The sequence below is a fragment of the Bacteroides sp. 1001136B_160425_E2 genome (assembly GCF_015559655.1).
Classification (GTDB): Bacteria; Bacteroidota; Bacteroidia; order Bacteroidales; family Bacteroidaceae; genus Bacteroides; species Bacteroides luhongzhouii.
In genome coordinates this window covers 111,689-136,407 of sequence record NZ_JADMQH010000001.1, presented here as the reverse complement: position 1 = coordinate 136,407, position 24,719 = coordinate 111,689, and the positions used below count along the sequence as shown (strand labels likewise).

The 24,719-nt window shown below is 36.1% G+C and carries 21 protein-coding genes and 3 tRNA genes; 20 read left to right on the top strand and 4 right to left on the bottom strand.

The features are described from left to right. Nucleotides 1-16 precede the first annotated feature (16 nt). Nucleotides 17-1,534: a DUF6242 domain-containing protein gene (locus I2I04_RS00500; RefSeq protein WP_195654021.1), complete on the bottom strand. Its 1,518-nt coding sequence runs from the start codon at nt 1,532-1,534 to the stop codon at nt 17-19. A gap of 142 nt (nt 1,535-1,676) precedes the next feature. Then, nucleotides 1,677-2,732, bottom strand: coding sequence for a bifunctional diaminohydroxyphosphoribosylaminopyrimidine deaminase/5-amino-6-(5-phosphoribosylamino)uracil reductase RibD (gene ribD / locus I2I04_RS00495; RefSeq protein ID WP_195471842.1), 1,056 nt, complete (start codon nt 2,730-2,732; stop codon nt 1,677-1,679). A gap of 36 nt (nt 2,733-2,768) precedes the next feature. On the opposite strand from ribD, the gene prmC reads away from it, so the two are divergent. From prmC to I2I04_RS00435, 12 genes are all read left to right on the top strand, one after another. Next, the gene (gene prmC / locus I2I04_RS00490) at nt 2,769-3,605 is read left to right on the top strand and encodes a peptide chain release factor N(5)-glutamine methyltransferase (protein WP_195654020.1); all 837 of its coding nucleotides are present in this window, start codon (nt 2,769-2,771) and stop codon (nt 3,603-3,605) included. Then, entirely contained in the window at nt 3,602-4,084 is a 483-nt protein-coding gene (locus tag I2I04_RS00485; protein ID WP_004299786.1) for a regulatory protein RecX, read from the top strand. Before prmC ends, I2I04_RS00485 begins: the two co-directional genes overlap by 4 nt. Before the next feature lie 78 nt (nt 4,085-4,162). Continuing rightward, complete coding sequence (pyrE, locus tag I2I04_RS00480) at nt 4,163-4,801, top strand: orotate phosphoribosyltransferase (RefSeq protein WP_004299787.1); 639 nt, start codon at nt 4,163-4,165, stop codon at nt 4,799-4,801. Nucleotides 4,802-4,896: 95 nt separating this feature from the next. Beyond that, nucleotides 4,897-5,307, top strand: a complete 411-nt coding sequence (locus tag I2I04_RS00475; RefSeq protein ID WP_008024483.1) for an SRPBCC family protein — start codon at nt 4,897-4,899, stop codon at nt 5,305-5,307. Between the two features lie 11 nt (nt 5,308-5,318). Beyond that, entirely contained in the window at nt 5,319-6,659 is a 1,341-nt protein-coding gene (gene argH / locus I2I04_RS00470; RefSeq protein ID WP_004305025.1) for an argininosuccinate lyase, read from the top strand. A gap of 93 nt (nt 6,660-6,752) precedes the next feature. Further along, nucleotides 6,753-6,825: transfer RNA gene (locus I2I04_RS00465), tRNA-Gly, on the top strand. A gap of 16 nt (nt 6,826-6,841) precedes the next feature. Next, nucleotides 6,842-6,925, top strand: a tRNA-Leu gene (locus I2I04_RS00460). A 157-nt stretch (nt 6,926-7,082) separates the two neighbouring features. Further along, on the top strand, nt 7,083-8,288 hold the full coding sequence (locus tag I2I04_RS00455; protein WP_049701755.1) for a site-specific integrase: 1,206 nt from the start codon (nt 7,083-7,085) through the stop codon (nt 8,286-8,288). A gap of 66 nt (nt 8,289-8,354) precedes the next feature. Next, nucleotides 8,355-9,353 carry a hypothetical protein gene (locus I2I04_RS00450; protein WP_229032992.1) on the top strand — a complete coding sequence of 333 codons (999 nt, stop codon included), beginning with the start codon at nt 8,355-8,357 and terminating at the stop codon, nt 9,351-9,353. A 254-nt stretch (nt 9,354-9,607) separates the two neighbouring features. Next, a complete protein-coding gene (locus I2I04_RS00445; protein WP_229032993.1) occupies nt 9,608-10,087 on the top strand; it encodes a hypothetical protein in 480 nt (159 codons plus the stop codon). Between the two features lie 67 nt (nt 10,088-10,154). Then, a complete protein-coding gene (locus I2I04_RS00440) occupies nt 10,155-10,331 on the top strand; it encodes a hypothetical protein (RefSeq protein ID WP_007754371.1) in 177 nt (58 codons plus the stop codon). Continuing rightward, complete coding sequence (locus I2I04_RS00435; protein ID WP_117971631.1) at nt 10,315-12,120, top strand: DEAD/DEAH box helicase family protein; 1,806 nt, start codon at nt 10,315-10,317, stop codon at nt 12,118-12,120. The genes I2I04_RS00440 and I2I04_RS00435 overlap by 17 nt, the downstream gene beginning before the upstream one ends. 151 nt (nt 12,121-12,271) lie before the next feature. On the opposite strand, the gene I2I04_RS00430 is transcribed toward I2I04_RS00435, so the two are convergent. Together I2I04_RS00430 and I2I04_RS00425 are read right to left on the bottom strand one after the other, a co-directional pair. Continuing rightward, nucleotides 12,272-13,090 (bottom strand): winged helix-turn-helix domain-containing protein, encoded by an 819-nt coding sequence (locus I2I04_RS00430; RefSeq protein ID WP_117971628.1) that lies wholly within the window; start codon nt 13,088-13,090, stop codon nt 12,272-12,274. 208 nt (nt 13,091-13,298) lie between these two features. Then, on the bottom strand, nt 13,299-13,544 hold the full coding sequence (locus tag I2I04_RS00425; RefSeq protein ID WP_117611307.1) for a hypothetical protein: 246 nt from the start codon (nt 13,542-13,544) through the stop codon (nt 13,299-13,301). Between the two features lie 761 nt (nt 13,545-14,305). On the opposite strand from I2I04_RS00425, the gene I2I04_RS00420 reads away from it, so the two are divergent. From I2I04_RS00420 to I2I04_RS00385, 8 genes are all read left to right on the top strand, one after another. Continuing rightward, nucleotides 14,306-15,331 (top strand): DUF3871 family protein, encoded by a 1,026-nt coding sequence (locus tag I2I04_RS00420; RefSeq protein ID WP_117971622.1) that lies wholly within the window; start codon nt 14,306-14,308, stop codon nt 15,329-15,331. Between the two features lie 283 nt (nt 15,332-15,614). Further along, nucleotides 15,615-16,250, top strand: coding sequence for a recombinase family protein (locus I2I04_RS00415; protein ID WP_117971619.1), 636 nt, complete (start codon nt 15,615-15,617; stop codon nt 16,248-16,250). 573 nt (nt 16,251-16,823) lie between these two features. Beyond that, complete coding sequence (locus tag I2I04_RS00410) at nt 16,824-17,183, top strand: DUF5640 domain-containing protein (RefSeq protein ID WP_049701763.1); 360 nt, start codon at nt 16,824-16,826, stop codon at nt 17,181-17,183. Between the two features lie 75 nt (nt 17,184-17,258). Then, nucleotides 17,259-19,028, top strand: coding sequence for a leucine-rich repeat protein (locus I2I04_RS00405; protein WP_158570820.1), 1,770 nt, complete (start codon nt 17,259-17,261; stop codon nt 19,026-19,028). A 247-nt stretch (nt 19,029-19,275) separates the two neighbouring features. Beyond that, nucleotides 19,276-19,355 (top strand) — tRNA-Leu (locus tag I2I04_RS00400). A gap of 283 nt (nt 19,356-19,638) precedes the next feature. Further along, complete coding sequence (locus tag I2I04_RS00395; protein ID WP_195654019.1) at nt 19,639-20,193, top strand: RNA polymerase sigma-70 factor; 555 nt, start codon at nt 19,639-19,641, stop codon at nt 20,191-20,193. Between the two features lie 58 nt (nt 20,194-20,251). Further along, nucleotides 20,252-21,238 carry a FecR family protein gene (locus tag I2I04_RS00390; protein ID WP_195654018.1) on the top strand — a complete coding sequence of 329 codons (987 nt, stop codon included), beginning with the start codon at nt 20,252-20,254 and terminating at the stop codon, nt 21,236-21,238. A 160-nt stretch (nt 21,239-21,398) separates the two neighbouring features. Further along, nucleotides 21,399-24,719: a TonB-dependent receptor gene (locus I2I04_RS00385; protein WP_195654017.1), complete on the top strand. Its 3,321-nt coding sequence runs from the start codon at nt 21,399-21,401 to the stop codon at nt 24,717-24,719.

The following is a 24,719-nucleotide window of genomic DNA, read 5'->3' as shown; positions in this document are numbered from 1 at the left end:
TTAAACGTATACGTTTTTATTTCCCGGCTTTTGCCAAATCAAACCATAGTTGATTAAGACGACCACGCCATACCTCTGAATCATGCTCATACGTACGTGTTTCGGTTGTGGTTGTCTTCGTGCTTTCTTCTTTTTCTACCTCTTCTTCAAAACTTGCACTTCCTTTACTAAAGATAATCCATAGATTTTGAGTATTAGGATCTAGTACCATTGAATAGTTGGTTCTGCCTCTGAATTCAGGATCTACATCGGGATCTGGAGTTCCTCCTTTGCTCCAATCTCTATGGGGGAAGGAGAACTTAGAATTCGCCTTTTTCCAGAATAATCCTTGATTGGAAACATAAATAGAACTGAAGTCTTGACCAAATATGTATACTAAGTCATTATAATATATAATAGATGGTTGAGTGTATTTAGGACAGTATGCAACAGAGGAAGTAGTTGAGAACTCAACCCATTTGTTTCCATCATATGCCCATACAATGGTCGTTTCTAATTCACTGTCATCAGCCAAAGTCGCCGTTTCTGTATCTCCTACTAAAAGGACTGAATTAATATTTGTTGCAGTCGTATGTATTGTGTAGGATATGTTTTTAGTCGGAAACTTTTCTGGTACTTTTCCTTCTTCATAAGTTTCAATAGTCTCTTGTTGTTTATCACTTGTTTGATAATAGAAATAGCGTTGGTCATCTGCTCCTTTCTTTATATAACAAATTCTGCTGATATCTTTATTTGTTAGTGTGGCTACAAGTAACTCCACTTTATCCCCGAACTTTTCAGATATTTCCCAATTTATTCCATCTTCAGATTCATACACTTTATAATCATCGGAGGTGGCATATAACATGGCGTTGCTTCTGTCGTTGAATTTGAAGGTTATGATAGAAGTCGGAAGTTTACCTTCCGGTAATCCTACAGTTGCTTGTGGAGCCCCATTGCCGAAGTTAGTTAAAGAATTCTTATATACATATAACTTGCTATTAACTACAGAGTATGTGAGAACTTCACTTCCAAAAATAATAGATTTTTGTTCTCCTGTAATTTGAATTTGGTCATTAATTTTATCCATATACTTCCATCTTAACGAATCCGGATCATACTGATGCACATTTACCTTAATGGTATATTCCTTAGTTTGATTAGGAGATATACCCGCTAAGGCTTCTGTCGACCATACCTTTATAGTAAGTGGCTCCCGAAGATCGATAGAATCATTGATGTTTATGACAGAATCGTTACCGCTTTTGTCTTTCATTGTAACGACGCCTGATGCCGTTGTTAATGTTTTGATTAAAATCTTGTCAATGATGGTATCGGCATGGACAGGAAGAGAGTCTTCGTTATAGATTTCACGTGATAATTGGTCAATAGTGAATTTATACTTTACCCCATACCCTCCGATTGTGTCAAGTTCAAACGCATGTATAGTTGCATCCGGGCTATATTCGATGTTATTATCGTCATCAAGACATGACGTTATAACAAATGACACCATGAAAAAACTCGCAATGAATGATAAAAACTTTATTTTCATTTGAAAGATTGTGTTTATTTACAAGTTGCAAAAATAGAAACATTTTTTCCGATAATGAACATTACAGGTAAGTTTTATATAAAATTATAGATAATAACACTGTTTTTATCGACATAAAACCCCCTGAATAGAACTATCTTAGCTATATCCGACGAACATGATGCCAAATTTGTCTTTCGAAGTGTTCTTCTATCGAATAACTAAAATTATCGTCCATTTGAGGTGCTTTAACACCGGAATGTAACCGGTTGGGGCACTTTTCGATATAGGCTTCATCCCATAGCTCATTATCAATGAATGATTGCAGCAATTGCCTGCCTCCTTCCACCAATAATGATTGTATTTTTCGTTGATACAATGCTTCCATGATCTGTTTCAGTGGGTTATGGTTAAAGTTAATGGTAATATATGTGATGTTCTTTTTTTCTAGCTGTTGTTTTTCAGTAAAGATTAATGTAGGCACGTTACCATCGAAAATATGTAAATCATTTGGAAGAGATAATGTGCGGTCTAATACAACGCGTATCGGGTTATGTCCATACCAGTTGCGTACCGTAAGTGACGGATTATCCAATAAAGCAGTTCGCCTGCCTACCATAATCGCATCCGCCTCCGCTCTTTTTTTATGCACTAGCATGGAAGTAAGAGGAGAGGAGAGGAGTACAGGTTTTCCATCTGTACGTTCTATATCAATAAAGTGATCGGCGGATTCTGCCCATTTCAGTGTGATGAAAGGACGGTGAAGTGTATTAAAAATGATAAAACGACGAATCAGCGATTTACATTCTTCCTCTAATACACCGACTGTCACTTCCCGTCCGGCATCCCGTAATTTCTGGATTCCCCGTCCGGCTACTTCTGAAAAAGGGTCTTGACAACCGATAACAATGCGGGGAATCTGCTTTTCTATAATAAGATCGGCACAAGGAGGCGTTTTTCCATAGTGGGAGCAAGGCTCCAGACTGACATAAATTGTAGAATGTTTCAATAATGACTCATCTTTGATAGAACGGATTGCGTTAACCTCTGCATGTGCCTCTCCGCAGCGAATGTGATAACCTTCACCGATAATACGCCCGTCACATACGATAACAGCCCCTACCATCGGGTTTGGAGGCACATTGCATAACCCATTCTTTGCAAGCTCAATGCAACGCCTCATGTATTTTTCTTCTTCCATTTTGGTGCTCTTCGCCATATTATTCTTACTTTTGCACTTCGAAATTGTGAAAATATGAATCGTATCACCGCTTACATTCGCCAATCTTTGCAGGAAATCTATCCACCGGAAGAGGTAAAAGCCCTTTCGATGCTGATTTGTTGCGACATGTTAGGTTTAGATGCGCTCGATATTTACATGGGCAAAGATATAATTTTATCCGAATGCAAACAGCGTGAATTAGAAAACATTATATTCCGTTTACAGAAAAATGAGCCTATACAGTACATTCGAGGTTTTGCGGAGTTTTGTGGAAGGAATTTTAAGGTTGCTTCCGGCGTACTGATTCCCCGACCGGAGACTGCGGAACTTGTGGAACTAATAGTGGAGGAGAATCCGAATGCCCGTCGTCTATTAGATATAGGTACGGGAAGCGGATGTATTGCGATCTCTTTGGATAAAAAACTTCCGGATGCAGAAGTAGAAGCTTGGGATATTTCGGAAGAAGCATTGGTTATTGCCCGTGAAAACAATGACGTCTTGGAAGCCGGGGTGAGATTTTTACAAAGAGATGTTCTGGCCGATGATTGGGAAAAGACACCGTCTTTCGATGTTATTGTCAGCAATCCGCCTTATGTGACCGAAACGGAAAAGAACGAAATGGACGCTAATGTCCTTGATTGGGAACCGGGACTGGCCCTGTTTGTTCCTGACGAGGACCCTTTACGGTTTTATAATCGCATAGCCCGTCTGGGAAGTGAATTACTCTTGCCGGGTGGGAAACTTTATTTTGAAATCAACCAGGCCTATGGCCGGGAAACAGCACACATACTTGAAATGAACCAATATCGTGATGTTCGTGTTATAAGAGACATATTTGGAAAAGATAGAATAGTTACAGCTAACCGATGAGTGCACAATTAACTGATGAAGAGGCTTTAAATCGCGTAGCCTCTTACTGCTCCACTGCCGAGCATTGCCGGGCAGAAATAAATGAGAAGTTACAACGTTGGGGAATAGCCTATGATACCATTGCGCGTATTCTTGACCGACTGGAATCAGAGAAGTTTATCGATGATGAACGTTTCTGCAGAGCTTTTGTGAATGACAAGTTCCGCTTTGCCAAATGGGGAAAAATGAAAATAGCCCAGGGACTTTATATGAAGAAGATCCCATCTGATGTGGCATGGCGTTATTTGAATGAAATTGATGAAGAAGAATACCTTTCTATTCTGCGTGATCTGCTGGCTTCCAAACGGAAAAGTATCCATGCAGCAGACGATTATGAATTGAATGGAAAGCTGATGCGATTCGCTATGAGTCGTGGCTTTGAACTGAAAGATATTAAGCGTTGTATCGACATTCCTGATGAAGAGGAACAAATTGACTGAAAAAATAAACGGATTCTTCTTTTTATTCTCGTTCAATTTCTGTACTTTTGCGGCAAATAATTAATAGTTAGTTTAGTTATGAAAAACTTAGAGAGACTATTTGCGGAGAAACTGTTGAAGATTAAAGCTATTAAACTTCAACCCGCTAACCCTTTTACATGGGCTTCTGGATGGAAATCCCCCTTTTACTGTGACAACCGTAAAACTCTGTCCTATCCTTCTCTTCGTAATTTTGTGAAGATTGAAATTACACGTCTGATATTGGAACGATTCGGACAGGTGGATGCGATTGCTGGTGTAGCTACAGGCGCTATTCCGCAGGGAGCTTTAGTAGCTGATGCATTGAATCTGCCGTTCGTGTATGTTCGTTCTACCCCCAAAGATCATGGATTGGAAAACCTGATTGAAGGTGAACTTCGTCCGGGTATGAAAGTCGTAGTCGTAGAGGATTTGATTTCTACAGGTGGTAGTAGTTTGAAGGCTGTTGAAGCAATTCGTCGCGATGGTTGCGAAGTAATCGGTATGGTTGCAGCTTATACGTATGGATTCCCGGTAGCAGAAGAGGCATTCAAAAATGCAAAGGTGACTTTGGTAACGTTGACCAATTATGAAGCAGTGCTTGATGTTGCTCTTCGTACAGGTTATATCGAAGAAGAAGACATACAGACATTGAACGAATGGCGTAAAGACCCTGCTCATTGGGATGCTGGAAAATAAGATTCATTTTTTGATCAAACATATTCGGTAAAAAGAACTGTTCGGACAATATTTGGCCGGATTGTTCTTTTTTTGTTTTATACTAATAGAAAATTATGAGTAATTTTGAGAGTAGTGTCAAGGTAATACCTTACAGTCAGGAGCGCGTATATAATAAACTTTCGGATTTAAGTAATCTGGAAGCAGTCAAAGACCGTTTGCCAAAAGATAAGGTGCAGGATTTGAGTTTTGATTCGGACACGTTGAGTTTTAGTGTTTCTCCTATTGGACAATTGACTTTGCAAATTGTAGAGCGCGATCCTTGTAAGTGTATAAAATTGGCAACAACTAACTCTCCTCTTCCTTTTAATATGTGGATTCAACTGGTTGAAACTGCAGAAGAAGAGTGTAAAGTGAAGGTAACTATCGGAATGGACCTTAATCCATTTATGAAAGCAATGGTGCAGAAACCTCTCCAGGAAGGTTTGGAGAAGATGGTTGATATGCTGGCAGTTATTGAATATTAATCTTATTTTTTATGGCACAGAAACTTTGGGAGAAGTCCGTACAGGTAAATAAGGATATCGAACGTTTCACGGTAGGTCGTGATCGTGAGATGGATCTTTATTTGGCCAAGCATGATGTGCTTGGCTCTATGGCTCACATTACGATGCTTGAAAGCATTGGGTTGTTGACGAAAGAAGAACTGGACCAGTTGCTGGTGGAATTGAAGAGTATTTATGCCTCGGCTGAAAAAGGTGAATTTGTGATAGAAGACGGGGTAGAAGATGTACATTCACAGGTAGAACTGATGTTGACCCGCCGTTTGGGTGATATCGGAAAGAAAATACATAGTGGCCGTTCCAGAAATGATCAGGTTCTGTTGGACTTGAAGCTTTTTACCCGTACACAAATAAAAGAGGTTGCCGAAGCGGTAGAGCAACTATTCCATGTCTTGATCCGTCAGAGCGAACGATATAAAAACGTTTTGATGCCGGGATATACACACCTGCAGATCGCCATGCCTTCTTCTTTTGGTTTGTGGTTTGGTGCCTACGCTGAGAGTCTTATGGACGATATGCTGTTTTTACAAGCAGCATTTAAGATGTGCAATCGTAATCCATTAGGTTCGGCAGCCGGATATGGTTCGTCTTTTCCTTTGAACCGTACCATGACGACTGACTTGCTGGGTTTTGATTCAATGAATTACAATGTTGTATATGCTCAAATGGGGCGTGGAAAGATGGAGCGCAATGTCGCTTTTGCATTGGCTACGATTGCCGGAACAATCTCCAAATTAGCTTTTGACGCCTGTATGTTTAACAGTCAAAACTTCGGTTTCGTCAAGTTGCCCGATGACTGCACCACAGGGTCCAGCATTATGCCTCATAAAAAAAATCCCGATGTGTTTGAACTGACACGTGCTAAATGCAATAAATTGCAATCGCTTCCCCAACAGATTATGATGATTGCGAACAATCTGCCTTCCGGCTATTTCCGTGATTTGCAGATTATCAAAGAAGTTTTCCTTCCTGCTTTTCAGGAATTGAAAGACTGTTTGCAGATGACAACCTATATCATGAATGAAATAAAGGTAAATGAACATATTCTTGATGATGACAAATACCTTCTTATTTTTAGTGTGGAAGAGGTAAATCGTTTGGCACGTGAAGGTATGCCTTTCCGTGATGCATATAAAAAGGTAGGTTTGGATATTGAAGCAGGTAAATTCTCGCATACTAAAGAAGTACACCATACTCATGAAGGTAGTATCGGTAACCTCTGTAATGCAGAAATCTCCGCATTGATGCAGCAAGTGATCGATGGATTCAACTTTTGCGGAATGGAGAAAGCGGAGAAAGCACTGCTTGGAAGATAAAATAAACTTTCGGAGGATAGTTTTTTAAACTTTCCTCCGAAAAGATTTGGCAGAAACAAGTAAACTACTTATCTTTGCACCCGTTGAAAAAACGCGGAAATAGCTCAGTTGGTAGAGCATAACCTTGCCAAGGTTAGGGTCGCGAGTTCGAGTCTCGTTTTCCGCTCTTTCTTTGAAAGGATGCTCGAATGGTGGAATGGTAGACACGAAGGACTTAAAATCCTTTGGCCATTGCGGCTGTGCGGGTTCAAGTCCCGCTTCGAGTACGAGTATTCCTGATTAAAAGCTCTGTAAATCATTGATTTATGGAGCTTTTTGTTTTTCTGCATTTTCTTAAGATAAACTGTCCTTGGGCTTTAAATTAAGTAACATTTCCTACGAATTATGCGGTTCATGTAAACCAAGATGTAAACCGAAAAATGTATGAAAGCGACAGTTAATGTGTTGTGTTACAAGTCAAAAACTCTTCGTAATGGAGAGCATCCGCTTATGATTTGTGTGTGTAAAGAGGGTAAACGAAAGTATATCAGTCTTGGGATTTCAGTAAAACCTAATAATTGGGACTTTGAGAAGAATAAACCTAAGCGCAATTGTCCTAATAGGGAGCAAATTATTAAGCTTCTAAATGAGCAAGAACAGAAGTATTCAGAACAGATACTGGAATTCTCTATGGAACAACGGGAATATTCGCCTGCCACCTTGGTTGAAGCGGTTGCTCCGGCAAGGAAGGTAAAGACTGTTGGTGATTTGTTTAATGAATATATAGCTCAACTGAAGGGTGAAGGCAGGTTAGGGTATGCGCTTTCTGTTCAGCAAGTTTGTAATTCATTGTGCAAGTTCAGAGGTCATTTGGATATATATTTCTCTGATATAGATGTTAATTGGCTGAAATCTTATGAATCATGGTTGAGGTGTAATAAGTTGGCTGATAATACAATTGGTATTCGTTTTAGAACTTTGCGGGCTATATATAATCTAGCCCTTGTGGAGGGATTGGTAAAAGCAGATAATTATCCATTCAAAAAGTATAAGGTTTCTAAGTTACATAAGGAGACAGCTAAGCGTGCAATAACAAAAGAGCAGGTGAAGCAGGTTATTGAGTATGATGTGTCAAAATCTCGCTTTTATAAGAGATTGGCAGTTGATATGTTTACGTTCTCTTACTTAATGGGTGGTATTAATTTCACTGACATGGCGTTTCTTACTGATAAGAACTTTGAAGGTGAACGTTTGGTGTATATTCGTCAGAAAACGAAGAAACAAATAATGTTACCATTACAAGAGAAGGCAATTGAGATAGTGAATCGTTATCGTTCCTCACAACGTAAATATGTATTTCCCATATTGGATAATAGAGAACGAACTCCACGCCAGATAAGAAACCGAATATATGATGTATTGGATAATGTCAACGGATATTTAGCTGATATTGGGAAGGAATTGGGTATTGAATTGAAGATTTCCAGTTATACGGCTCGACATTCTTATGCGACAGTCTTGAAGCGTTCGGGAGTTTCAACATCTGTAATCAGTGAATCTTTGGGACATAGTTCCGAACGGGTGACACAGATTTACTTGGATAGCTTTGAAAATAAACAATTAGATGATGCAATGAAGAATCTTCTTTAAAATAAAATGTCGCTTTGCTTTTATGGTGAAGCGACATTTTTTATTTTTGTGACAAAGTTTGAAAATATGGAATATCAGATAATACCAATCAATACGATAAAACGAATCGAATCATGGCTGAATAGTGAAGTGGGATTCAGCCGTTCAATGTTTCATAATGAACTGGACTATATATCTGATGTATATCTTTTGGGTAATAAGTTCCCAATGGAAATACAGGATTTGTACTTGTCAATAAAGAAGGAAGAGCAGGAGATTCCCTATCCTAATTGCGGGACAGATGAGGACAAATATGAATTTAGCATGACTGTGGGAAAGAATTTAGTCCTTGAAAGTGGTAATTTTAAAGCCGAGTATATTGAAACATTGTGGAATACATACAATAAAAATGAAGACGAAGCCTATGAACAGCAAGACCAAGATGTATTTTACGCTGTTCTTCTTATTGTAAGTATCTACTATAAATACACACAGACCAATGGCTATTTTGATTTTGAGGATTATATTGCTGATCCAACACAGATAAAGTATAGTTATTCTGTCAGACCGGATATGCTACGTCTTTACAAGATGTTTCATGAGAAGAAAAAGACCAAGAGTAATATTGTCACGATTGAATATAACAAACAGAAAATAGAACTTACGAATGATGATAGTTGGTTTCTCAATATGATAACTCCATATCTTGATAAATATTTAGGAGTTTCAACTTTGGAAGAAGCGGAAACGGAATTGGATAAAGATTATCCCAGTATAGGTAAAAGAGGCAGGAAACGCGAAAATGCGATACTTGATACGATAACTCTTAGTATATATAACTTACTACGTCACTCATCATTTGCAGCCAAAGGTAAAGGATTAACAGATAACGAGGGGAATTTCATTCTTGGGTTACTGAAATATCTCAAACTGATTGATGAGGATAGTCCTAAAAATGACATATTGAATTTACGGGCTACAATCAGGAACTTACAAAAATATGAAGTTCGTCCAAATTGGTGGAAAATTCCTATGTGTAAAACATCTCCCAATAATCCGGTTGAGCATTTAAAATCATATTGGTAAAACATATAAAGATAAAAAATGATAGCCTTTATTTAATTGATGATTATTGTATGAATATATATAATCTGCTGATATATTGTGATTTATGATATTTGTGATTACATAAAGAATTAAGCATAAAAAAAGGGATTTCTTTATGTTTTTTTCTTCATTTCATACGCTTCTATTTCTCCGTAGTTTTACAGCGTAATCAAAAACAAAGGTGCGCACCTCGTTTGAGATTCATTAATGTTTAATTTTAAAAAATAAAGATTATGAATTTAGAATTTGTAGAAAAAAAAGTAGTTAAGTCTTATGACAATGAAGGTGCAATGCAAACTGTAAAGGCAATGATGAAAAGAGGTGAGCAATTGGATGTTAAGTTTTACACTAACAAGGATAACTATCCATGTGCTTGGATTGGTTCCAAAAAGATCCAAGGTTTCTGTTTGATATTGAATCAAGAGGGATTAAGTTGGTTACGTACTTATTTGGAAACAGGAGAAGCGGAAGATTTTGGTTTTAATCCTAATAGTGTTACGGCTTATGGTGAGGGAGAAGATAATGATTTTCAACTATCAATTTTTAAGCAACTGATTTTAGCGGGAAAAGCATTACAATTTGTTCCTACGTTTCGTGAGTATGGAGCGAAAATTACTGCCTGTGCTTTTTTCAGAAAAGGAAAGATTTTCTTCCGGTTGGAAAGGACAGAAGAGTTATATGATTATTTATTGGAAAAAGAATTGATAGCATAATTGAATTATTAACGGGGAAGGTGTAATTCCTTCCCTCATATTTATAAATCTATTAAAATTAAAAATTATGAAAAAGTTAAATGTAAAGCCAGTAGAAGAATTGTCCCAGTTCATTAATGAAGCTAAAACTCCTGGAAATTTGTTGCAAGATGCACCCGATTTTGATGCAATCAAGCAGGAAGAGTACGAAAATGAAGGAATGGATGTGATAGACGTTAATGAGGAAGATGACAATAGAAATTAATCTTAATGAACTCGGTAGGGTGCAATACCTTACCGAAGTTCTTCCCGAAATTCCCACGAATACAATTCTTTATAAGAAGTTGACCGGACTTGGTGCTACCTATGGAGAAATCACGGCAAAACGTAACTCGATTATCATTGAGCCGAATGTTCCTGTTATTATCGGTAAATGTAATGACCCTAAACATAAAGATGATAATCTGTTCGGAGTATATGAAGGTGTATATACTGACGATATTGTAAACTACTTGGAGAAGAGTAAGAATAAGTATTATAAGATACTTACTACTCCCGAAAGTTTTCAGAAAGTAAAGGACGCATTTGAAGAACTGGAAATGAGTGCGCAGTGTTCTTGTTTTCTTCTGTTTGATGAATGTCATAAGCTAGTGAAGGATGCGGATTACCGGAATAACATAACACTACCGATAGATGATTTCTTTAAATTTGACCAAAAAGCATTGGTTTCTGCCACACCGATAGAATTGAATGATCCTCGATTTAAGGAGCAGAACTTTCAGACGATAGAAATACAGCCGACTTTCGATTATAAAAAGGAGATTTGGCTTCATCATACGAATAATACGCTGCAAGCATTTAAAAATGTGCTATCCAAGCTAGACAATGAGGAAGCTGCACCACTTCCGATTTGTGTGTTTATCAATTCAACCGATATTATATATTCATTGATGAAGCAACTAGACCTGTTGGAAGAATCTGCTGTTTTTTGTGCTCCGAAAAGTGTTGATAAACTAAAAAAGAACAGATTTTGTAATGTTTACGAACAGTGGAACAAGGATAAAATGAAGCGGTACAACTTTTTCACAAGCCGCTTTTTCAATGCTGTGGATATGGAGTTGGAAGAGCAACCTCATGTTATAATGCTGACCGATGTCTATTTTGCGGAACATACTATGATAGATCCATATACGGACGCAATTCAGATAGTAGGACGATTCAGAAATGGAGTTTCGTCAATTACCTATATAAGTAATACCAAAAAAGGATTGCCCCAAAGAAGCAAAGAGGAGATAAAAGGTTATCTTATTTGCAGCAAGGAAATATACCGAACTATGAAGAACTTTTATGATTGTGCAACAGACAGGGCTTCCCGTGATGCTTATCGTGCTGCATTGGAAAGTCTTCCTTTCAATAGGATGCTTGATAGGGACGGGAACAAAAATTGGTTTGCAATAGACAATTACATGGATGAGGAATTGATGAAAAATTATTTCCATGATGAAGATTCTCTATATAAAGCATATGATAATTGTGATTCTTTTATTGTTTATCATGCGGGACACTATTGTCCATTGGGGGATAGCGAGCGGCTAAAGAGGGAAAATAAATCTCAATCCATTAAAGACAAGCGTAAGGAGATAGTCCGCCAGTTGGAGATGTTGGGAGATTGTGTTACTGAAATGGAGCTGGAATACAAGCGGGATTTGATTGCGGCTGATTCATTTATTGTTGAAGCTTATGATACGGTAGGTAAAGAAGTGATTGAACAACTCAAATATTCCAAAAAGAAAATCACGGAAGCCATGATACAGAAGCAATACAGTGAGAAGGCAACCGGAACAGAGGTAATCCGCTTAATAAAGAACTCATTTACTGTTGGTCAAAAATACACTCGTAAATATACAAAAGAAGAAATAAAGAGAATTTATGCTCTATTGAATATACATCCCCCTAAAGCCATAACAAGTAAGACTATAAGCGATTTTTTTATGGTGTCCGAATGCAAAGTCAGAGGTGAAAGATGTTATTTGCTGATTGAGGAAATATTATAATGCGAAGGACATTTTTTGAAGAAAAACACTTTTATAGACCCTGTTCGAAAAATGTCCCTTACTTTGGAATAATCGACTAAAAGAATAACTTAGTAGAAAAAGGAGATTCACTCATCACGGAGCGAATCTCCTTTTTTGTAAAGGTTGATTTTTACATGATAAGAGTAACCTTTGGTGGTATGGGACGAGGTTTTTCCACGATATTTACCTTCAAGACTTTAGCTAAATACTTCCAAGTACAAACAGTTCCTTCCGGTATTTTTCGTTTTTTTAGTGCTGCTGCTAAAAATGGTAATGCGCTATAATGGTCGATAATTTTGCCTACTATTTTTTTATTATATGGTGGTATTGTAATGCTTTGTGATGCGAAAAAATCAGCCATTGGTATATATACCTTTGTATAAACTTCGTCATCATCCTTTCCTTTGACAATATCTATTTTGAATAAATGTGTGTTTGTAAGTGTGTATCCGTTTTGTTCTTCTTTTATCAGTTCTTTGTCGATACACTGATTGAGATAAGAATCTAAGGTCGGTCGGGATATATTTAGTTTCTTGCAGATTTCACTTTTGTTGTATCCTGTGTAATTGGTGTTGTTTAGGCAGATACATTTTAATAAGATGAGGAAAGCTTTGAGTTTGTTAGGAATGTTTTCTTCCAATAAATCCAAGTCAATTCTAATCCAGTCAATTTGCGGTTTGTATAGATAATACGTACAGGTATTGAACACGCCTTTGTTACCAATGTTCTGTTGTGTATCTTTCCGTAGTAACCCTTTCTTTATTAGTTTCTCGATATGCTTGGATATATATTCGGTCTTGCTTATTCCTGTCAATTGGGATAGCGTTTCAAGCTTTACGCGTGAAATATAAGTGTTGTAATCTGATTTCGCTAATAAACAAAAATAAGTATATGCTTCATTTGTTGTAAGTCCTATGACTAGGCTTGCCGGTATTATTCTGTATCCCATAGTTGGCAAATGGTTGTCCGTTGATAAAATAAATAATCTTCTTTTTTAATAATCTGTTGAAATTGGAAGTTCCGAGACTTATTTTGGCTTCCTTTCTGTTTATATAAGTTTCATTGGTTAGTTGATTTACATACATGAAAAAAATAAGATTTAGAATGTGCTTTTGACTTCTGAAAGAAGGCAATGCTTATTAGTTATTTTCCAATGGTTAGTAGTATAGTCCACCCTGTTTTTTTACATGAGCGTGCCCCTGTTTTTTTACAAGTTGTTTTTTCGGAGTATAAGGATATTTTTCTGCAACTTTTGCCAGTTGTTCGTATAGTTCTGCATACTTCTTTTTTAAATAATCTCTGTCTATTTTGATTGTTACCTTGCGATTAACAATGTGTTCTGTTGTTTCATCTGTAAGGGTGGTACTTGTGTCAGGTGCTATTGGGATTCTTGTCTCAATCATGGGATTTTAAATAAAATGTTTTTCTAATGTGGTTAATCTGTATTCTCTGTTTCTGATAGCCTTGTGTTTGTATCCATACACCGATATGGACTTTATTATCTCTGATTCCGTGTTTCAAGGCTAATTCACGTAATTCTTGATAGGTATATACTTCTGACATGGTAGGTAATAAGAAGAATTTTTCATAACCACAAGAGGTAGGGCAGACGTCAAATTGCCCTACTTTTTATGGTTATGCTACAAAAATGAAAAAGGTCGTCTAATACTAGTATATAGGCGACTGCAATAAAATCTATCAAACATGGCTTTATCTATGAAAGACTGCGAAGAAATGAATTTACCACATTGATAGTAATTGGGAAATGGAGATAATAAGCCCTCGATGCAATACGGTAATCTTTCCTTCATGGGATACACAAATTTACGAATAATTGGGGAAGCTAAAAAATGAATGATACTCATTTTTCAAACATTGGTTGTATGGTTATGCCACATTCTGTAATGGTCTAAAGTAGTTCCATTTGTGGAGAGTAGAAAGATATGCGTGCAATAAAGTATAGGTACTTATATATAATACCCCCTACCTATAAAAATAGGATCTTAAATGTATATCAGCTTACTTCTCCTATGATTTACTGAATTGAAAGTTACATGAGCACATGAAGAGTAGTTCTAACAACCCCCGAGGGTAGTTGGATAGAAAACGAAATATATTTCAATCCACGTAATCAATTTATAAATCATTTAAAATTTTATTCGTTATGAGAAATCTACAAATTATTGGCAATGTGCCACAGGTAAGAAGAGAAAGTAACTTTGGTGAATATGCAGAAGAAGCAACAATAATCGAAGAACAACCAAAAGTTAAAAAAGAGAATCCTCATTTCTTGGAAGCTAATACACTAGAGGTAACAATGCAACATTTGAAAGAAGATTGTATTACACCCGTATTTGCCAAAGACAATGAGCTTACAATTCCTCACCCTGCATTTATTGATACTGTTTATGACGCTGCAAATACGTTTTTCAGTGGTGAAAGTATTGATAAGCCCGATATACGGGTATCACATGTTATTAAGGGTCGTATTTCGGGTGCTATCCATAAGCCAGCCAATCAGTTATTAGAAAGTGATAAGACTATCTACTACGAAAGATGTGCTTTTATTATTCAGATTCCTACGATTTACGAAACGGTGAACGGAAATAAGTTAATATTAACTATTGGTGGTGTTCGTGCTTATAATCACACCAATCTTTATTCAAAGAAAGGAGCAGAACGCTTTAAAGTGTTTATTGGCTTTATTTGTAAAGTATGCACAAATTTGTGTGTATCAACAGACGGTTTTCTTAGCTGTTTGGAAGTTACTAATACCAAAGATTTATATCAAGCAGTATTGGAAATGTTTCAGAGTTACCAACCTGCAAAACATCTACACTTAATGCAAACACTTGGTAATTCATACCTTACAGAACATCAATTTTGCCAACTATTAGGTAGAATGAAACTTTATCAATCATTGCCACAAAGTTATCAGAAAGATATTCCACGTATGTTATTTACTGATACACAGATTAACAATGTGGCTAGGGCTTATATCAATGATGAGAACTTTGGTAGCTTGGGAAGTGACTTGTCTATGTGGGAATTCTTTAATTTGTTAACTGGAGCGTGTAAAAATAGTTATATCGACACGTTTTTGGATAGAGCGGTAAATGCAACCGAAATAGCAACGGGAATAAATGCCGCTTTGCATGGAGACACTAAATATAAGTGGTTTATTGATTGATTAAACAGGGGAATATTCAGAAATGGGTATTCTCCTATTTTATTAACTACGTAAAACAAAAAATCATGTTTTATTATAAGATACTTGTTTGGCTCTTTTGGGTGGTATTGTCTTTTATAACAGGTTGTGTTCCGTTAATCCTACTTATTCTTTTAGTTGGCTTATGGGATATTGAAGAAGCGAATAAACCTCGTTAGTGTTCAAAACAGGAATGTGTTCAAATAAATCTGCAAAGTTGCTTTGAACACATTCTTTCATGTTATCAATTTAATCAAAGAATAAAATGAAAACAGCCGTAATATACGCTCGTGTTTCGTCAAGTAATGACAGACAGGACACGAGCAGACAAATAGAGGATTTAAAGAAATATGCTATTTCACAGGATATAGAAATAGTGAATATATTCCAGGAGCATATTTCAGGTGCAAAGAAAATAGAGGAAAGGCAGATTTTAGGGGAATGTTTGGAATACTGTAAACGTGAATCTGTGAATATCCTACTTTTGTCTGAATTGTCAAGATTGGGAAGAAGTACATTACAGGTTCTTCGCTCTTTGGATATATTGCATGAATCGAAAGTATCGGTTTACATACAGAACTTAGGCTTATATACTTTGCAACCAAATGGAGAAGTTAATCCAATAGCGTCTATCATGGTGACAGTACTTGCAGAAATGGCAAATATCGAAAGAAGCAATATTCAATACCGTTTGAATAGTGGTAGGGCAAACTATATTGCCAAAGGTGGTAAACTTGGCAGAAAGACAGGTTCAACCAAAAAGGATGATAAGAAGAAAGAAGAATATAAAGAAGTCATTGCTTTACTAAGAAAAGGCTATTCAATCAGAAATATAGCTAAGCTACAAAGTATTGGTATTTCCACCGTTCAACGGATCAAAAATCAGTTTATAAAGCCATAGGTATAAATTATCAGTTGGGTAGAAAATTTTAAAATTTTGCTCTTATATAGGCAATCACAAATTTTCTACCTACTTGGATTTACTAAGAAGAGGCAGCTCTCAACTTTTAATAAACAATAGTTCTTGCTATTACAAACGCTTTTCGTAACTTTGTGGCAATTTCAGATACCTAATGTGTTAGGTCTGAAAGGACATATTAGTTAACGAAGAGCGTTTAAGATATTATCTCATATTGGAATCTGGACAATTTCGAAGGTTGAAGATAATAGGCAAGAACGCTCACGTCAATGTTATATACCTATCTTGTTAAGATAGTCTATATATCGTTTGGCGTGGGCTATTGTTTATTATTCAACCTTGGGCAGTCCAGAGCCTCAATATGATAATATTCAATAGTTTCCACGCCTTTTAATTTTTAATAGTATCTGAAGGAAACAGGGTACATAAAACGATATATAACTACGAATCAGACATTAAGAAACAACTTTTGCTACTATCTTTTAAGTAGCCAACTCAATTTTTGAGCAGCTTATACTACAATTAATTTATTAACAAAAAGATTATTTACAGAATATGAAAACATTTAGATTGTTTGCGACTTTATTGGTTATTGCTTTATGTGCAGGTTTTACTTCTTGTAGCGATGATGATGAAGATGAAAATCCGTTAGTAGGTGTTTGGTCTTATACGTGGGGAGGTGGAAACAAAGAAATTGTTACTTTTAAATCAGACGGTAAAGGAACTTGGGAATCTTATGATGTGTATGATGATGAGTCTAATACAGAATCATTCTCTTATACATTTGACGGTAGTACTAAGTTGGTTCTTGATTGGGGAGATGATGACCCTGAAACTTATACAGTTGAAATTTCCGATAACAGCTTGAAGTTAATCGAAGAAGGAGGGCATACAGAAACTTTTATTAAACAATAATTGGGATTTAACCGTATAGTGCTAGTCTTATTAGGCTAGCATTTACTCCTTTACTGTTTTTAAATGAATGAAATAATGAGAAATAATTATATTGTATTTATTAGTAGCATTGTATATGCGCTTCTTGTATTGATAGGTTGTGGAGATGATAATCCTGTCAACGATTCAAGAGAGGAAGAAAGCCATGATGTTGAGACTATATTAATACCTTTGGGAGAAAGTGAAGGGTATTTTGAAAAAGGAATCTGTTTTACCTCAAATAATGAGGAGAAAACTTTAACTTTCGAGACTAACAAGAAATGGAATATTGCTATACCAACTAATATAGAATGGTGTACTGTTTCCTCTAATAATGGAGTAGCAGGTACTGTATCACTGACGATAAAAGTAACAGAGAACACATTTTATGATGAACGTAATGCCATATTAACGTTGAAAGTCGGAGAAATAGAAAAAAGAATAAAGATTACTCAAAAACAGCAAGATGCACTTTTAGTATCATCAAATATTTTTGAGTTGGATAAATCTAACCATATAATTGATGTTGAAGTAAAATCGAATATAGAATATGAAGTCATTATTCCGCCAGCATATCAAAGTTGGATTGTTCAAAATAATAAATCTCGCTCTTTGTCTAGCAATATTTTATCATTTACTGTACAGTATAGTTGGGAATATGATAAACGTGAAGGGGAAATTATAATTCGAGGAAATGATAAATCAGAGACAATACATATTTATCAAACAGGAGAAGGAATGTTACTTACTTCAGCTAAGTATTTAGTAAGTGATAGTGAAGAAATGATTACTGTTAGAGTTAAAAGTAATTTTGATTTTAAGGTAAAATTACCTGCTGTGGATTGGATACAAGAAGCATCACATACTCGTGGAATATCAAGTCATACTCTTTATTATACTATCAAACAAAATACAACGGATAAAATTCGCTGTGCAAGTTTACTATTTTATGATGAAAAAAGTGATGTTAAACGGGAGGTGCAGATAATACAAGGTGGTAAAAATCGGATAGAAGGGGGAAAAGCTGTCATATTCTTAAGTGAAGGAGGGACATTAAGTAATTATATTAGTGATGACAAAAAGAATGAAATAACGGACTTAACTCTTGGAGGTTATGTAAATGGTGATGATATGTTGTTTGTTAGGGAGATGTCCCGAACAAATGTATATGGTGATGAGTATGTAACAAACGGAAAGTTGACTAAGCTTGATTTGTCTAATGCATTTTTTGTTGGTGGAGGGACATATTATATACATAATCATCAACAGTATACTACCAAATCCAATACTATACCTATTAGATTATTTCACAATTGTAGGACTTTGCAAGAAATAGTCCTTCCTGATAATATAACCAAAATAGAAGAATATGCTTTTTTTTGTTGTACTCAGTTGTCGAAAATTAATTTACATGATAATATTTCAGAAATAGGTAATGCTAGTTTCCATAAGTGTACATCGCTAAAGACAGTGAAGTTACCGTCTAATTTAAATAAAATAAGCAAACAGCTGTTTATTTCGTCGGGAATAAAAGATATTGATATTCCAGAGGCTGTGACTACTATTGAGACAGAAGCGTTTTTGGGCTGTGGTCTAAAAAAAATAAATATAGGTTCAAATTTAAAGAATATAGGGTATAATATATTTTGGGGGTGTTCTGCTAATATTGAGGTACATATAAAAACTCGGATTGCTCCATATTCCGCAGCTTCTATTTTTAATTCTGACCAAGCTAAATATACTAAATTATATGTTCCTAAAGGGTGTTTTAATTCTTACAGTACTACTTCTCCTTGGCGTGAGATAAGGAATATATATGAAGAATAATCGTCATCGATAAAAACAGCATTTGAAGAAATTCATTTGCTGTTTTTTATTATCAATATGCTGTAATTTGACTATTGGAACAAATAATTTCATTACTTTTGTAGTGCAGTATTATACTGCAAAGGGATTATTAACGTATTGAATAACTTATCTTGTTTTACATGGTTGATGTAAACCAATATGTAAACCACATGGGTACATTGATAGATGTAAATTAGGTAATGTGTTGATTTATAGCCATTAGGATGCTCGAATGGTGACCCGGCACGAAGGACTTAAAATCCTTTGGCCATTGCGGCTGTGCGGGTTCAAGTCCCGCTTCGAGTACGAGTATTCTTTATAGGCTTTATGAATCATTGATTCATGAAGCCTTTTTTATTTTTATGAGTGTATAATATACATTCGATTTTATTTCTTTTGAGTTCTATGCAATAGCTGCCTGGAAAAAATAAATCAAAAAATAGGAATAATATTTTTTTATTGTGTTATTAATCTTTTATTTTGCTTTCAGATTATGATTTTGCATTTAATGATATATAGGCAGCCGCTTCTTTACCCTAATATGTGCTACATTTTGATTTAACCGTTAATACTGAAAAATACTGGAGAGATGGAAAATAACGACAAGCAGATTGAATTAAAGTTTCAGAGGTTTTTTACTTTGAATTTTCCGAAGGTAAAGAACTTTGCTCAAATGCTGCTTAAATCGGAAACTGATGCGGAAGATGTGGCTCAAGATGTTTTCTGTAAGCTCTGGTTACAGCCCGAATTGTGGTTGGACAATGATAAAGAACTAGACAATTATATTTTTATAATGACTAGAAATATTGTTCTGAATATCTTTAAACATCAACAAGTGGAGCAGGAATATCAGTCGGAAGTTATAGAGAAGACTCTTCTTTACGAATTGACAGAGAAGGAAGAGATCTTGAATAACGTATATTACAAGGAAATGCTGATGATTATTCAGCTGACCTTAGAGAAGATGCCGAAGCGTCGGAGGTTGATATTCGAACTTAGTCGTTTTCGGGGATTAAGTCATAAAGAAATAGCAGATAAACTTGATGTTTTTATTCGAACAATAGAACATCAGGTTTATTTGGCATTGATAGAATTAAAGAAGGTACTTCTCCTTTTTATTTTTTTCTCCAATATTTTTAAGTAGTGTGTGTGTAGTAGTTGTATTTAGTATATAAAGCCAAAAAAAAGAAAGAAAAAGATTCATGAAAAATTATATTCAACAACTCGTAGAACTGTTCGGTCATAATAACTATTCAGCCGATACACAGAAGAAAGTGCAACAGTGGTTGGCTGATGAGGAGCATGTTGATGAAAAGAATGAGGCTCTTCGCGAGCTTTGGAAACAAGCCGGGGAGCAGAGAGTTTCTGGTGGTATGCAACAATCAATACGACGAATGCAGCAGAATTTGGGAATACAGTCGGCTACTTCTCATAGAAATTACCAGTTGCTTATATGGAGAGCGGCAGCTATTTTCTTGTTAGCGGTCTCGTCTGTTTCTATTTATCTAATATTGGAAAAGAACCGGCCGGAAAAAGATTTAGTTGAATGTTATATGCCAACAGCAGAAATTCGTGAACTTACGTTGCCGGATGGTACACGTGTGATGCTGAATTCAAAAAGTACTTTACTGTATCCAGACCAGTTTAGTGGGAAGACTAGAAGTGTGTATTTAATAGGTGAAGCTAATTTTAAGGTTAAAGCGGATAAGAAACATCCATTTATTGTAAAAGCGAACGATTTTCAGGTTACTGCTTTAGGAACAGAATTTAATGTTAATGCATATCCGGAGAGTGAGAATTTAACTGCGACATTGTTGGAAGGAAGTGTGAGTGTGGAGTTTAATAACCTTATGACTAATGTTATTTTAAAACCTAATCAGCAGTTGGCATATAATAAGCTGACCAAAACCCATAAATTGTATCAGCCTGAAATTGATGAAGTAACGGCTTGGCAACGTGGTGAATTAGTATTCAGCAATATGTATTTGGAAGACATATTTACCCATCTGGAGCGCAAATTCCCATATACACTTGTGTATAGCCCTAATAGCTTGAAGAACAATACCTATAGTTTCCGTTTTCAAAAACAGGCAACTTTGGAAGAAGTTATGAAGATTATGACACAGGTTGTAGGAGATATTCACTATGTGATTAAGGGTAATAAATGTTATATTATAAAAAATGAATAGATTATAGAACCTTTTAAATTTAATGCAAGATGCAAAAAAATACCCGGAAGGAATGCCCGTTCCTCCCGGATATGAAATCAATTCTCTTTAATATTAGCGTGTATTGACGCTATTCTGATTGATCCTAGAATAATAACCAATTAACTAATACTAAAAAAAGATGCTACAAATTTACGAAAAAATAGCAGAACAAATTGCTCAAAAGCGAGTCTTTCTCATTTTTTTAGGTCTCATACTTATGCAGACTCTCGCTTTAGCTCAAAATGATAGTAAAATAACTATCCAACAAAAGAATATCACTGTTATTGATGCGTTAAAGACTGTAGAAAAGCAGTCTAAAATGTCTATAAATTATAGTGATTCCCAGCTAAAAGGAAAAGAAATAGCCCAATTAAACTTGAAGAATGCATCACTTGCGACTTCACTTGACACTATTCTAAAAGGGACAGGCTTTTCATACCAAATTCAAGGTAATTACATTATAATTATTGAAAAGAAGCCCGTAGTCACACAAACTCTAAAAGATATCAAAGGAAAAGTTTCTGATGAAAGTGGTGAACCGCTGATTGGAGTAAACGTATCTGTGAATGGAAGTTCTACAGGTACAATTACCGATTTTGACGGTAATTTTACAATAAAAGCTGCAGAGAATTCTACCGTAAAAATATCTTATATAGGATATGCTACTCAGATGATCCCTGTTTCTAAAAAAGACTTTTATCAGATTATAATGAGGCAGGATACTGAAGTGCTGGATGAAGTTGTTGTTACGGCGTTGGGTATCAAACGTGCGGAAAAAGCATTGTCTTACAATGTGCAGCAGATAAAAGGTGATGAACTGACTGTTGTAAAAGATGCTAATTTTGTGAACTCATTAAATGGTAAGATAGCTGGAGTCAGTATTAACAAAAGCGGTAGTGGAGTAGGTGGTGCAACGCGTGTTGTAATGCGTGGCGCGAAATCTATTGAAGGTGACAACAATGCTTTGTATGTAGTCGATGGTATTCCTTTGTTCAATACTAATATGGGAAATACTGATAGTGGTATTATGGGGGAAGGAAAAGCTGGTACAGAAGGTATTGCTGATTTTAACCCTGAAGATATTGAAAGCCTTTCTGTGTTGAGCGGACCTTCTGCAGCTGCCCTGTATGGTAGTAGTGCTGCAAACGGCGTTATTTTGATAACTACGAAAAAAGGTAAGGAAGGTAAATTGCAATTATCTTTCTCTTCTTCTACTGAATTTAGCAAAGCGTATATGACACCTGAATTCCAAAATACTTATGGAAATATAGATGGTATGTTTGAAAGTTGGGGAGATAAATTAGTAACCCCCAGCTCCTATGATCCGAAAAAAGACTTCTTTAATACAGGAACAAATTTTATTAATTCATTGACTTTATCAACTGGCACAAAGCAGAATCAAACTTTTGCTTCTATTTCTTCAACGAATTCGAATGGAATTGTGCCCAATAATGAATATGATCGTTTGAATTTCACAATCCGTAACACAGCTACATTCCTGAATGATAAATTACAGTTGGATTTAGGTGCATCTTATGTGAAACAAAAAGATAAGAATATGGTCTCACAGGGACAGTATTGGAATCCGACTATGGCTGCTTATCTTTTCCCTCGCGGCGAGAGTTTCGAAGCGATCAAGACTTTTGAACATTATAGTCAAGACCGTTATATCCCCATACAGTATTGGCCGATAGGAGATTCAACGTATGCTTCCCAGAACCCATATTGGACTGCTTATCGTAACGTTGCTACCAATGACAAGAGTCGTTATATGTTTAATGTCGGTCTGACTTATAAAATAACGGACTGGTTAAATGCGGCCGCTCGTTTCCGTATGGATGATACTTATGTATTATATGAGCGTAAGATATACGCCACTTCTGATGAAAAGTTTGCAGAGGGTAAGAAAGGACACTATGAATACGTCAACTATAATGACCGTCAGGAATATGCAGACTTTATGCTGAATATCAATAAGAGAATTCAGGATTTTAGTATTGCCGCTAACTTAGGTTATAGCTATTCTAATTATTGGGCATTGCAAAGAGGATACAAAGGCACTTTACAGGGAGTAACTAATATGTTTACTGCTGGTAATATTGATGCAACCAACGGACGTATTTCTGAAAAGGGAGGCGATAGTCATGTACGTAATCATGCAATTTTTGCCAATGTTGAACTAGGTTGGAAGAGTATGCTTTATCTTACTTTGACCGGACGTAATGATTGGAATTCCCGTTTGGTAAATACAGATGAAGAATCATTTTTCTATCCGTCAGTCGGTTTGTCCGGCATTATTTCCGAGATGGTAAAACTGCCTGATTTTATATCTTATTTAAAAGTCCGTGGCTCTTATACGGAAGTAGGTGCTCCGATTTCAAGATCGGGTCTTACCCCGGGGACTGTAACTGAACCAATTGAGGGTGGTGCACTAGCTTCTACTGGAATTTACCCGTTTACAGACTTTAAAGCGGAACGTACACGCTCTTACGAATTCGGATTGAGTGTTCGTTTATGGAAAAAGATTTCTGCAGAGCTCACTTATTATAAATCGAATACATACAATCAGACGTTCATCGGTAACTTGAATGAAAACACTGGATATAAGCAAATTTATTTGCAGGCCGGTAATGTTGAAAATCGCGGTTGGGAAGCATCTTTAGGGTATAGTGATAGTTTTAAGGACTTTAATATTTCTTCTACATTTACTTTTTCACGTAATGTAAACGAGATTAAAGAGATGGTAAATAATTATCATACCTCAATGAGTGCTGAACCTATTAATATCCAGGAAGTTTTAAAGGAAAATGGACGTATTATACTGAAAGTTGGCGGCAGTATTAATGATATTTATGCTAATACTTTCTTGAAAAAAGACAGTCAAGGATATGTTGAAATTAAGGAAGACGGTTCTTATGATACTGTTAGAGGTGAAGACGTTTTCTTAGGGAAGACTTCACCGGATTTCAATTTAGGATGGAATAACTCATTCTCTTACAAAGGTTTCGGATTGAGTTTTATGATCAACGGTCGTTTTGGTGGTGTAGTAACTTCTTCTACACAGGCTATTCTGGATAGTTTTGGAGTTTCAAAGGCGTCGGCGGATGCACGTGATGCTGGTGGAGCTATGATACCGGGACAAGGAAGAGTGGATGCTCAAACATACTATAAGAAGATAGGTACAGGAGATTATACTACATCCGGATATTATGTTTATAGTGCCACCAATATTCGTTTGCAAGAACTGACCTTGAGTTATAAATTTCCTAATCTCTGGTTTAAAAATGTACTGAAGGATGTAACCTTGTCATTTATAGCCAACAACCCGTGGATGCTTTATTGCAAAGCTCCCTATGACCCGGAGTTGACCCCGTCCACCGGTACTTATGGACAAGGTAATGACTATTTTATGCAACCGAGTGTCAGAAGTTTCGGTTTCGGCATTAAATTTAAACTATAA

Bases quoted from the DNA above. Each gene is read 5' to 3' on its own strand.
- I2I04_RS00500 (WP_195654021.1), bottom strand. From the start codon at position 1,534: ATGAAAATAAAGTTTTTATCATTCATTGCGAGTTTTTTCATGGTGTCA.
- ribD (WP_195471842.1), bottom strand. From the start codon at position 2,732: ATGGCGAAGAGCACCAAAATGGAAGAAGAAAAATACATGAGGCGTTGC.
- prmC (WP_195654020.1), top strand. From the start codon at position 2,769: ATGAATCGTATCACCGCTTACATTCGCCAATCTTTGCAGGAAATCTAT.
- I2I04_RS00485 (WP_004299786.1), top strand. From the start codon at position 3,602: ATGAGTGCACAATTAACTGATGAAGAGGCTTTAAATCGCGTAGCCTCT.
- pyrE (WP_004299787.1), top strand. From the start codon at position 4,163: ATGAAAAACTTAGAGAGACTATTTGCGGAGAAACTGTTGAAGATTAAA.
- I2I04_RS00475 (WP_008024483.1), top strand. From the start codon at position 4,897: ATGAGTAATTTTGAGAGTAGTGTCAAGGTAATACCTTACAGTCAGGAG.
- argH (WP_004305025.1), top strand. From the start codon at position 5,319: ATGGCACAGAAACTTTGGGAGAAGTCCGTACAGGTAAATAAGGATATC.
- I2I04_RS00455 (WP_049701755.1), top strand. From the start codon at position 7,083: ATGAAAGCGACAGTTAATGTGTTGTGTTACAAGTCAAAAACTCTTCGT.
- I2I04_RS00450 (WP_229032992.1), top strand. From the start codon at position 8,355: ATGGAATATCAGATAATACCAATCAATACGATAAAACGAATCGAATCA.
- I2I04_RS00445 (WP_229032993.1), top strand. From the start codon at position 9,608: ATGAATTTAGAATTTGTAGAAAAAAAAGTAGTTAAGTCTTATGACAAT.
- I2I04_RS00440 (WP_007754371.1), top strand. From the start codon at position 10,155: ATGAAAAAGTTAAATGTAAAGCCAGTAGAAGAATTGTCCCAGTTCATT.
- I2I04_RS00435 (WP_117971631.1), top strand. From the start codon at position 10,315: ATGACAATAGAAATTAATCTTAATGAACTCGGTAGGGTGCAATACCTT.
- I2I04_RS00430 (WP_117971628.1), bottom strand. From the start codon at position 13,090: ATGGGATACAGAATAATACCGGCAAGCCTAGTCATAGGACTTACAACA.
- I2I04_RS00425 (WP_117611307.1), bottom strand. From the start codon at position 13,544: ATGATTGAGACAAGAATCCCAATAGCACCTGACACAAGTACCACCCTT.
- I2I04_RS00420 (WP_117971622.1), top strand. From the start codon at position 14,306: ATGAGAAATCTACAAATTATTGGCAATGTGCCACAGGTAAGAAGAGAA.
- I2I04_RS00415 (WP_117971619.1), top strand. From the start codon at position 15,615: ATGAAAACAGCCGTAATATACGCTCGTGTTTCGTCAAGTAATGACAGA.
- I2I04_RS00410 (WP_049701763.1), top strand. From the start codon at position 16,824: ATGAAAACATTTAGATTGTTTGCGACTTTATTGGTTATTGCTTTATGT.
- I2I04_RS00405 (WP_158570820.1), top strand. From the start codon at position 17,259: ATGAGAAATAATTATATTGTATTTATTAGTAGCATTGTATATGCGCTT.
- I2I04_RS00395 (WP_195654019.1), top strand. From the start codon at position 19,639: ATGGAAAATAACGACAAGCAGATTGAATTAAAGTTTCAGAGGTTTTTT.
- I2I04_RS00390 (WP_195654018.1), top strand. From the start codon at position 20,252: ATGAAAAATTATATTCAACAACTCGTAGAACTGTTCGGTCATAATAAC.
- I2I04_RS00385 (WP_195654017.1), top strand. From the start codon at position 21,399: ATGCTACAAATTTACGAAAAAATAGCAGAACAAATTGCTCAAAAGCGA.